This window comes from Micropruina glycogenica, assembly GCF_900289045.1.
In the GTDB taxonomy this organism is placed as follows: domain Bacteria; phylum Actinomycetota; class Actinomycetes; order Propionibacteriales; family Propionibacteriaceae; genus Micropruina; species Micropruina glycogenica.
Map to the genome: position 1 here is coordinate 3017858 of NZ_LT985188.1, position 10120 is coordinate 3027977.

9 protein-coding genes are annotated in these 10120 nt (G+C 68.5%); 2 read left to right on the top strand and 7 right to left on the bottom strand.

Annotated elements, in window-relative coordinates; genetic code table 11:
* Nucleotides 1–21: 21 nt before the first annotated feature.
* From MPLG2_RS14160 to MPLG2_RS14185, 6 genes are all read right to left on the bottom strand, one after another.
* The gene (locus MPLG2_RS14160; RefSeq protein WP_105186690.1) at nucleotides 22–894 is read right to left on the bottom strand and encodes a hypothetical protein; all 873 of its coding nucleotides are present in this window, start codon (nucleotides 892–894) and stop codon (nucleotides 22–24) included.
* Nucleotides 891–1736: a type II secretion system F family protein gene (locus MPLG2_RS14165; protein ID WP_105186691.1), complete on the bottom strand. Its 846-nt coding sequence runs from the start codon at nucleotides 1734–1736 to the stop codon at nucleotides 891–893. The genes MPLG2_RS14160 and MPLG2_RS14165 overlap by 4 nt, the downstream gene beginning before the upstream one ends.
* Nucleotides 1733–3205 carry a CpaF family protein gene (locus MPLG2_RS14170; RefSeq protein WP_105186692.1) on the bottom strand — a complete coding sequence of 491 codons (1473 nt, stop codon included), beginning with the start codon at nucleotides 3203–3205 and terminating at the stop codon, nucleotides 1733–1735. Before MPLG2_RS14170 ends, MPLG2_RS14165 begins: the two co-directional genes overlap by 4 nt.
* On the bottom strand, nucleotides 3202–3975 hold the full coding sequence (locus MPLG2_RS14175) for a P-loop NTPase family protein (protein ID WP_105186693.1): 774 nt from the start codon (nucleotides 3973–3975) through the stop codon (nucleotides 3202–3204). Before MPLG2_RS14175 ends, MPLG2_RS14170 begins: the two co-directional genes overlap by 4 nt.
* Nucleotides 3975–4586, bottom strand: a complete 612-nt coding sequence (locus MPLG2_RS14180) for an SAF domain-containing protein (RefSeq protein WP_105186694.1) — start codon at nucleotides 4584–4586, stop codon at nucleotides 3975–3977. The genes MPLG2_RS14175 and MPLG2_RS14180 overlap by 1 nt, the downstream gene beginning before the upstream one ends.
* Nucleotides 4587–4822: 236 nt before the next feature.
* A complete protein-coding gene (locus MPLG2_RS14185) occupies nucleotides 4823–5887 on the bottom strand; it encodes a DMT family transporter (protein WP_105186695.1) in 1065 nt (354 codons plus the stop codon).
* Between the two features lie 140 nt (nucleotides 5888–6027).
* Here MPLG2_RS14185 and MPLG2_RS14190 point away from each other — a divergent pair, with 140 nt between their 5' ends.
* Entirely contained in the window at nucleotides 6028–7722 is a 1695-nt protein-coding gene (locus tag MPLG2_RS14190) for an FAD-dependent oxidoreductase (RefSeq protein WP_105186696.1), read from the top strand.
* A gap of 426 nt (nucleotides 7723–8148) precedes the next feature.
* Here the strand turns inward: MPLG2_RS14190 and MPLG2_RS14195 are convergent, their stop codons facing one another.
* A complete protein-coding gene (locus MPLG2_RS14195; protein ID WP_105187692.1) occupies nucleotides 8149–9606 on the bottom strand; it encodes a CCA tRNA nucleotidyltransferase in 1458 nt (485 codons plus the stop codon).
* Between the two features lie 93 nt (nucleotides 9607–9699).
* Between MPLG2_RS14195 and MPLG2_RS14200 the strand changes: the two genes are divergently transcribed.
* Nucleotides 9700–10080 carry a YdeI/OmpD-associated family protein gene (locus MPLG2_RS14200; protein ID WP_105186697.1) on the top strand — a complete coding sequence of 127 codons (381 nt, stop codon included), beginning with the start codon at nucleotides 9700–9702 and terminating at the stop codon, nucleotides 10078–10080.
* The last annotated feature ends 40 nt before the right edge of the window (nucleotides 10081–10120 follow it).

Here is a 10120-nt window from a genome sequence, read left to right on the forward strand (position 1 = left end):
ATTTCTCCTCGTGGTGGTGGGTCAACTGCTCAACAGGCGAAGCAGCGGCGGAATCAGAAAGACGAGTCCGAAGATCAGGCTGGGCACGACCATCAGCACGGTCATTCGCTCAGACACCGCGGCGGCGTCGATCTTGGCCTGGGTGAGGTGCGCGTCGCGCAACTCCTTCACCCGGGCGCGCAGGGCCTCAGACAGGGACGCGCCCGAGTCGTCCAGTTTCATCACGTCGGCGATGTCGCTCAAAGCGGGCAGGTCGAGGTCGTCACCCAACCGCTTCAGCTCGGCGAACGGTGCGCGCTGTTCGAGCCGCGAGCGCTGCAGGGCGTCGCGAATGGCGACGAACACGGTCTGGTCAGACACGGCAGCCGCGGCGTGCAGTGACTGGGTGGCGCTGGAGTTGGCCAGGCGTTCGAGGGTGACCAGGTCGACGAAGGTGAGCAGAGCCTCGGTTGCGTCGGCAGAGGTTGCGGCGCCACGACCGATGACGATGTCGGGTGCGAAGAAACCGACCAGGCCGAGCACGACGCCGGCGACGACCGGAATCAGCAGTGACTGGCCCGTGGTGACGAGCAGGGCCACGCCGATCAGGTTGGGCAGCAGTAGCCCGAGCAGCGCACCGAAGGCCTTGTAGGTGTAGAAGCGGTCGGTCGAGATGCCGCGCAATTGCAGCTGGCGCCCCACGCGATCATCGACCGCTCCAGGAACTCGGAAGCGAGTCCACCGGCCGATGCGGTCGACGCCGCTGGCAGCCGAGTCGGCGGGTGGGGTTCTGCCGTCGAGCACCTTGATGGCATCTGACAATCGCGGGTGCGTCGGCACGAAGTAACCGGCCAGGGCCCACAGCCCGACGGCGAGCAGGATGCCCGTAGCAATCGCCACCCCGAGGCCGCTCATCGCAAACTCCGCAGAATGCGTTCGCGGCGGCGCGGCATGGTCATGCGGCGCAACACGATCAGCGACAACACGTAGGCGGCCAGTAGGCAGGCCAGAATGACCTGGCCGGTCGGGGTCGCGTACGGCTCGAAGAAGGCGCGGCCGAACACGAGCGCCAGCGCCAAAACGGCCACCGAGATGATCGTCACCTGTCGCACGACGATTCTGGGCTTGGCCCGCTCGGTCTCGATCTCGCGTTGGGCCCGCAGCCGGTCTTGAATGGTGTCGGCGAGCGCGTGCAGGGTGGCCGCGGCGCCGGTGCCGCCGCGCTCGGCGGCCAGCGCCAGGGCGGCGAGCACTGCGTCGGCGTCGGCCGAATCGAGTTCGTCGGCCATGGCGCGCAGGGCCTCGCCCGAAGTCCAGCGGTCGTCGAGCCGGGCCACGAGCAGTCGCAGCGGCCCTGCCAAACGTTCGGGTGCCTGGCGTTGCGACAGGCGAATGGCGTCGGTGATCGAGCGGCCGGTGGGCAGCATGGCAGCCAGACTTCGCACCCAGCGGTCGAGGGCCTGCAGCATCTCGACGTCACGATTGGGCGGTGCGCCGAGCAACATCGGCAGTCCGATCACCGCGATCGGCACCACCAACACCATGACCGTCACACCGGTCAGTGCGGCGAAGCCCATACCGCCGACCAGGCCCAGGGCGAGCCGCCACGCGTACTTCGTCGTCAGGTCACGCAGGCGCGCCGTCGTGCCTGATCGGCTCGGGGTGCGTGAGGTCGCGGGCGGGGTGCGAAACCCTGCGATCACCAGCACGATTCCCGCCACCGTGGCAGCCCCCAGCAGGGTCACGAGCGCGGTCATGGCAGGTCCCAGGCCGCGTCGAACTCGGCCAGTTCAGCGACGAAGGCGGGGTCGGGGTGAAACTGCTCCGGTGTGGTGGCGGTGGCTGCTCGGTAGACCAGATGGGTCACGGGGCGTCCACCCTCGAGCGCGCCGGTCAGCTGCCTGATCTCGGCCACCCGGCGGGTACGGCGGCCGCCCCGCCACGTGTCGTCGATGAGGTTCACGTAAATCAGCAGGTGAATGTGGTGGGCCACCTGTCGGTAGGCCTCGTCGACGGTCAGCACCCCACCCTGCGCCACCCGGGCAGCCAACCGGTCCATCGTGGACGCCGCGGAGTGCGAGTGGGTCGTTGACAGGGTGCCCGCTCCTGCCTGCATGGCTTCGAACATGGCGCCCGCCTCCGAGCCGCGCACCTCGCCGATGATCAGCCGCGACAGGTTCTGCCGCAGTGCTTCGGGAATCAGGTCGGCGACGGTGAACTCGCCCAGCCGGCGTCCGTCCTGCTGCTCGCCCATGCCGATCTTGGCCTGCAGCGCCAGCATGTTGCGCCGCTCCGGCCGCAGGTGGGTGAGCAACTCGTAGTCGGTTTCGAGGGTGCCGAACCGCTCATTGGCCGGAATCGCCTCGATCAAGGCCCGCAGCAAGGTCGTTTTGCCCGCGCCTTGGTCGCCGGCGATCACCATCGACTTGCGGGCCATCACCGCCGCATGCAGAAAGCGGCCCACCTCCGCCGGCATCATTCCTGTTCTGACCAGGTCTTTCAGCCCGATGTCGGTGAGAATGTGCTGCCTGATCGTGATGCTCGGCCGAAATGAGAGCCCGAACCCGATGGCGTGCAGCCTGAACCGGTCGCCCAACGCAAGGGTCATGGTGGGGTGCGCGTCGTCGAACGGACGGGCCGGGCTGACCGTTTCGCCCAGAAACCGGATCGCCTCGACCAGTTCCTGGTCGCTGTCGGCGACCGGCGGCCGTTCCTCGCGCCGTCCGTCGCTGTACTGCACCATCACCGAGTCGTGGCCGTGAATCTCGATGTTCTCGGCCTCGGCGATCTCGAACAGGGGCTGCAGCCGTCCGTAGCCGAAGATCGCGCTCTCGACACCTTCGGCGTAGGCGTGTTCCAGGGCAATCGGCCACAGCGCCTGCCCGTTGCTCGACAGGTCTTCGGCGTGGTCGCGTACCACCTGCCGAATCACCGAACGGCCCAGCAGCCGGCGGTCGACCTCGGGCATCGCGACGCCGTGGTTGTCGTAGTGGTCGGCCAGTTGTGCGGCGATCAGTTCCGACGCCTTGCGGCGCAGCACGACCACCAGGCCCCAGTCGACGCTCGCCTCGCCGTCGGTGGCGGCCGGCCGCGGCTTCACCGGACGGGTACGGCGCCAGTCGGGTTCGCCGTCGCTCAGCGGCGTGCGGGCCAGCAACTCCTCAGCGGTCACGGTGGTGACGAACGGCGGATCCTGCAGCAGCGGAACGGTGGTCAGCTTGGTCATCGGCGCGCTCCGATCAGGTCGCGCGCGGCCTGCAGCCGTCCCGCGATCGAGCGACCCGCCAGGGTGAGCCCGCGCACGTAGCCGCTGCCGGCGAACCGGCGCGGCGGTGGCGCCCCGTCGCTGAGCACGGCAGCGGCCTCGGGCTCGAACGCCAGGTCGGCGGCGATGGTGACGCCGAACTGCTGTTGCACCTCGGCCCGTCCGTACGGCATCGAACTGCCGATCAGGCCGAGCGCCAACCGCTCGGAACCGGTGGAGTCGGTGAGCGCCGGCAGATACAGCCGCAGCGCCGCCAGTGACACCAGTGAGGTGCGCGTCACCACCAGCACCAGGTCGGCGTTCTGCGCGAGCGGCAGCGGCAGACCGTCGACGCCGAGCCGTCCGGCATCGATCAGCACGTCGCCTTCGCGGGCGGCGAGGGCCGCCATCAGGTCGGGCCAGGCGCCGCCGAACAGGCCGACCACGCCGGGGTGCGGGAAGCCGGGCAGAAACCGCACCGGCTCGTCGCGGGCCACCAGCTGCGGCAGGTCGATGGCCTCGGCGCCGATCACCTCGTCGAACGGACGGCGCTCGCGCCACGCCTGCAGCAGCCCGCCCAGGCCGTGATGCCCCGACCGCTCGCCGTGCAGATAGCCGGCCAACACCGACTGGGTGGGAGTGCGGTCGGCGTCGACCAGTAGCACCTCATTGGGCCAGGTCAGGGCCAGCCCGAGCGCCGTGGTCGACACCCCGGGCGAGTGCCCGGCCGAACACAGCACCACGACCGCCATCAGCCGGCCCTCTTCACCACGACGAGCCGTCCGGCCGCCGCCAGCCTGGCCACCTCGTCGCTGTCGGCGTCGGCCACCGTCACCTCGAGCGACGTGCTGCCGTCGGCCAGGGTGGACGGCGCCACCGAGATGGTCGCCCGGTACGACGCGCCCGACTCTTTGCCGTCGTTGGCCGCGGCGATCGGCACCAGCACCACCGACGTGCCGGACGGCAGCGCCGAGATGGGCACCTGGCCGGGCGTCAGCCGTAGCCCGAGCCGCGAATAGCCGGTCTCGACCTCAGGGTCGCCGATCGAACTGGGCACCAGCAACGAGCCGCTGGGCAGGTCGACCAGCGCCGTCTTGCCGATCAGTTCGGACGCCTGGTCGGCCGGCACCGTCTCGACGCCGAGGTGGGTGCCGAGGCTGACCGGCCCGAGGTCGGCGGCGCCGATCACCTCGCCGCGGTAGACGGTTCGGTTGACCTTCAGCACCGCAGTCGCGTTCGAGACGCTGGAATAGAGCACTGCCGAGCCGAGCCCACCCAGGCAGATCGCCAGCACGCCGACCAGAATCCACCGCAGATTGCGACGGGGTCGGGCGGTGGCGGCGGTTGCTAGGGGCTCAGACATCGGTGGAACTACCTCTGGGTGGGCGACGCGTTGGTTGAGACTAAATGTGGTTTCCGCCAATTCCAGGGGGTCTCAGGAAAATTGTGGATAACTAAGCACGATTGGCGCGCGCCTGTGGATAAAGCGTGAGCGCGCGCCGAGGAGCGCTGCCCGCGAATCGCGAAAAGACGTCCGATCCTTGCGGCGTGCCTCGCTCAACGTGCGAAAGCTGAAACTGAAGCTCGCGTTCGTGCTCGTCAGTGAGCGTGCCGGTGGTGGGCGTCGGGGTAGTGCTCGTGGCTGTGCGTGATCGCCTCATGCGTGTGGACGTGCCGGTGCCGCACGCCCGCTTCAACGACATCACCGGCGGCGTGCACGTGATCGTGATGCCCGTCGTCATGCGTGTGCGAATGGTCGTGTGTGACAGCCTCATGGGTGTGGCTGTGGCTGTGCCGCTCGGTGACGTGAAGCCAAGTGCCGAGAGCCATGAGACCCCCCGCCAGCACAAGCTGCGGCGTCAACGGCTCGCTCAGAACGGCGATCGCGAGCACAGCTCCGAAGAACGGGGCGATCGAGAAGTAGGCACCGGCGCGCGCCGTGCCGACGTGCCGGAGGGCCACGATGAACAGCACCAGGCTCAAGCCGTAGGCGACGAAGCCCAACGCCATCGCAGCCAGTGCGACGTGGGCCGCCGGTAACGCAGCGCCGAGCAGCAGGGCGATGCCGAGGTTGGTCGCGCCCGCCGTGCACCCCTTCACCGTCACCAACCACGTCGCGTCTGACAGTGACACCTTGCGGGTGAGGTTGTTGTCGAGCGCCCAGCAAGCGCAGGCGGCGACGATCGCGAGCGCCGGCCACACCTCGGCGAAGTCCACCCGCCCGGTGGGCACCGCGATGACCACCGCGCCCGCCACGATGGCCAGCATGCCGACCACCACCCGGCGGTCGGTCGGCTCGCGAAACACCACCCACGCGATCACCGCCGTGAGCACACCCTCGACGTTGAGCAGCAACGAGGCACCTGAGGCCGGCATCGAGGCCAGCCCGACCATCAGCAGCACCGGGCCCGCCAGCCCGCCACTGACGACCGCGCCCACGAGCCACCACACCTCACCGCGCGGCAACGCGACCCGAGGCGAACGACGGATGATGCGCCACAGGCCCATACCCACACCGGCACCGACGTAGAGCAGCCCGGCGAGCAACCACGGGTCCACGTCGCCGAGCAGCAACTTGGCCAGCGGCGCGCCGGCACCGAACAGCGCGGCTGACAGCAGCGCCGCCCGGACGCCGCCGTTGCGCAGCCCTTGCCGTGCGGTCACCGTCCAATCATTGCGCCGTCCGTCATCGTTCGCCGAAGGTTCCGCCTGCCCAGACGGCTGTGGCCAAGGTTTCCCTTTGGCCGGTCAGCCGGGGGCGAACGAGTCTCGCCCCTGTTGACCAGGGGTGCCACACTTCCGGCATGCCAATCCCCCGCCCCAAGCCGGCGATCGTGGTGATCGGCCACGAGTACCGCGACGCGATGGTGGTCGAACTCAAGAAGCGCTACGCGGCCGACTACGAGATCGTCGCTCCCACCACCATGCCCGAGGTGGTCGAGGTGCTGCAGGGCCTGGGCGACGTCCGCCGTCCGATCGCCCTGGTGGCCTGCGAATACTTCATCGACGGTGAGAAGGCCACGCACGTGTTCGCCAAGATCCGCAAGTTCGTACCCACCGCGCGCCGTCTGGTGCTGGTGCCGTCCGAGCGGTTCAAAGACTCGATCATGCCCATGCGCGAGAGCCTCGCGAACGGCTCCATCGACGCCTCACTGCTGCTGCCCCAGGGCCCGCGCGACGAGGAGTTTCACGCCGCCATCGTCGATCTGCTCAGCGACTGGGGCTCAACCGTCAACCTCTCAGAGATCGACGGCACCCGCATCGTCTCGGACGGCCCCAGCGCCGAGTTGTCGCGCATTCGCGACTTTCTCAATCAGATGGGTATGCCGCACACGATGTACGACGCCGCTTCGGACGTCGGCCGCGAAGTGCTCGCCGAGATCGGCCCCGACGCCGAGCTTCCAGTCGTGCATTCTCCGCAACTCAACCTGGCGCTGAGCCGACCCACCAATGCCCAACTCGGCGGCTTGCTGTATGCCCAACCCGCCGAGGTTTCGGACGGAGCGCCGTTCGACCTGGTGATCGTCGGTTCCGGTCCGGCGGGCCTGGGGGCGGCGGTGTACGCCGCCAGCGAAGGCCTGCGCACGCTCATGCTCGACTCCGGCCCGATCGGCGGCCAGGCCGGTACCAGCTCGATGATTCGCAACTACCTCGGCTTTCCACGCGGCATTTCGGGCATGCGGCTCACCCAGCGGGCCCGCTCGCAGGCGTTGCGGTTCGGGGCCCAGTTCATGATCGGCCGGGCCGTCACCGGGTTGCGCATCGGGGTGGGTGAACCTCACCGGGTGCTGGTCGACGACACCGAGATCATCGCCCGCACGGTGCTGATCGCAAGCGGCGTCGATTATCGACGGCTCGGCGTACCGTCGATCGAAGACCTGGTCGGTCGGGGCGTCAACTACGGCACCGCCGCCAGCACCGCGCGCGACATGAAGCACAAGACGGTCTACGTGGTGGGCGGCGGCAACAGCGCCGGCCAGGCGGCAACCTACCTGTCGCGCTTCGCCGATTCGGTGACGATTCTGATTCGCCGGGCCGACCTGGCCGACACCATGTCGCGCTACCTGATCAGCGAAATCGAGGGCAATCCGCGCATCACCGTGCGGCCGTGCACCGCCGTGGTCGACGGTGGTGGCGACGACGGTCACCTGGCCTGGCTCGACCTGCGCGATCTGAACACCGGCGAGGTCGAACGGGTCGACGCCGCCGGCCTCTACCTACTGCTGGGTGCCGAGCCGACCTGTGGCTGGCTGCCCCGCGACGTGGCGATGGACGAGCACGGTTTCGTGCTCACCGGCGCCGACACGCCCTGGCAGTCGTGGGTGGGTGGACGTCCGCCCGAGCCGTTCGCCACCACGGTGCCGGGCGTCTTCGCCGCCGGCGACATTCGCTGCGGTTCGATGAAGCGGGTCGCGTCGGCCAGCGGCGAGGGAGCAGCGGTGATTCCCGTGGTGCACGCACACCTGGCGGCCACCGCCGACGAGAACGGCGCGGTCTGACGGTTGTCACTGCGTCATCCCGGCGACCGCCGGGATCTCACCGTCACCGATTCAGCCCCGCAAGTCAGCTGCCGGGTGCAGCTCGTGGGTATTGGGGACGGTTCCGATTACCGTTCACCGACCCACCGCGGCTGGTATTGGGGACGGTTCTCAAACCTCCCGAACGCTGTTGGCTAGGTGTGACACCGTGAAGTGAACGGGCATCGGAACCGTCCCCCTTACCCACCAAACCACTCGAGTGAACGGGAATCGGAACCGTCCCCAGTACCCACCAGGACAGATTCGCTGGTCGAGCCCGTCGAGACCTCATGCCGGCAGGGTTTCGAAACGCTCAACCAGCGACGACCAGAAGATGGTGTGAATCTGACCCCGTCTGAGGTGGTCAGATGAACGACATCTTTGATCGACCCTGATGACTAACCCCGATCAGCCCTCTTCCTGCGCCGCCCACCAGGCCCGCAAGGCCTGCTCGGCGGCCTCCGGCCCCAGCGGCCCCTCGTCAAGCCGCTTCTCGAGCAGAAACTTGTACGCCTTGCCCACCGCCGGGCCCGGCGGAATACCGAGAATCGCCATGATCTGCGTGCCGTCGAGGTCGGGACGCATGGCGTCCAGTTGCTCCTGCGCCGCCAGTTCGTCGATGCGCCACTCCAACTGTTCGTACGCGGTGCGCAGCCGGGCCGCCTTGCGTGCGTTGCGGGTGGTGCAGTCCGAGCGGGTCAGCACGTGCAGCCGGTTCAACTCCTCACCCGCGTCGCGCACGTAGCGACGCACGGCCGAGTCGCTCCAGTCGGCGTCGGCGTAGCCGTGAAACCGCAGGTGCAGTTCGACCAGCTTGGCCACCGACCTGGTCTGATCCGACGAGAACTTCAGTGCCTGCATGCGCTTGGTGGCCATCTTCGCGCCCACCACGTCGTGGTGGTGAAACGACACCTTGCCGCCCGGCTCGAACCGGCGCGTGCGGGGCTTGCCGATGTCGTGCAGCAGTGCCGCCAGCCGCGCGATCAGGTCGGGCCCGCCGAGCCGATCCTCGAGGTCGATGGTCTGGTCGAGCACGGTCAGGGTGTGTTCGTAGACGTCCTTGTGGCGGTTGTGCTCGTCGCGTTCCATGCGCAGCGCGGGTAACTCGGGCAGCACGTAGCCCGCCAACCCGGTGCTCACGAGCAGGTCAAGGCCCTTTCTCGGGTTCGGCGCCATGATCGTCTTGACCAGCTCGTCGCGCACCCGTTCGGCCGACACGATGGTGATGCGTTCGGCCATGTCGGTCATCGCCTGCACCACCGCCGGGGCCGGGCGAAAGTCGAGCTGGGCGGTGAACCGGGCGGCCCGCATCATGCGCAACGGGTCGTCGCTGAACGACAACTCTGGGGTCGAGGGAGTCATCAGCACGCCGTGCACGAGGTCGTCCGCGCCCTTGAAGGGGTCGAGCAGATCGCCCGTGGTCATGTCGAGCGCCATGGCGTTGATGGTGAAGTCGCGCCGCACCAGGTCGCCGCCGAGGTGGTCGCCGAACACCACCGCAGGCTTGCGCGAGTCAGACGCGTAGGCGTCCGACCGAAACGTCGTGACCTCGATCACCAGCTTGACCGGCTCGCCGTCGGGCCCCGGCTCGGTGACCGCGCAGCCGATGGTGCCGAACTCGCGTCCGATGTCCCACACGGCTTTCGACACCTGCTTCAGCATCGTCTCGATCTCGTCCGGACGCGCCGAGGTGGTGAAGTCCAAATCGTTGCCGGCGCGCCCCAACAGGGCATCGCGCACCGGCCCACCGACCAGGTAGAGCTCGTGATCGGCCTCGTCGAACAGCTGCGTCAGTCGCCGCACCGCAGGCGAACCGGTACGCAGTTCGACCAGTGCGTCGAGCTGGGCGGTGGTGAGGTCTGACACGTCGAGACACTGTACCGGCGGCCGCTCGCCGATGCCGCGGGCACCGGCCACATCACCTGTCGACGCCAGTCGGTGCGGCGTAGGCTCCGCGGCATGGCCGAACGACTACCCGGCGGCAAGGTGCGCCCCATGCCCGACGACCTGCAGGCCGAACTGATCGCCGACAGCGACGCTACGGCGCTGTGGCAAGACATCACGACGCTGGCCCGCAACGAGTTCATCTGCTGGGTCGAGAGCGCCAAACGAGACCAAACCCGACAGCTCCGCATCACCCGCACGAAAGAAGAGTTGCTCGAAGGCAAGCGTCGGCCCTGCTGCTGGCCGGGCTGCGACCACCGCGAGAAGACCGGTCACTGGAGCGGGGACGCGGTGCAGCGCCGGCTGTGCGCGCGAAAGGCTCGGGCCGGGTGGATCTCGACAAGCTCGACCAACGGGTGGTGGTCCCGACCTCTGCCCACGTCACTGCCTTCGTGACACGCAACTGCCTGCGTGCGGGCAGCTACGTGTCAGAAGG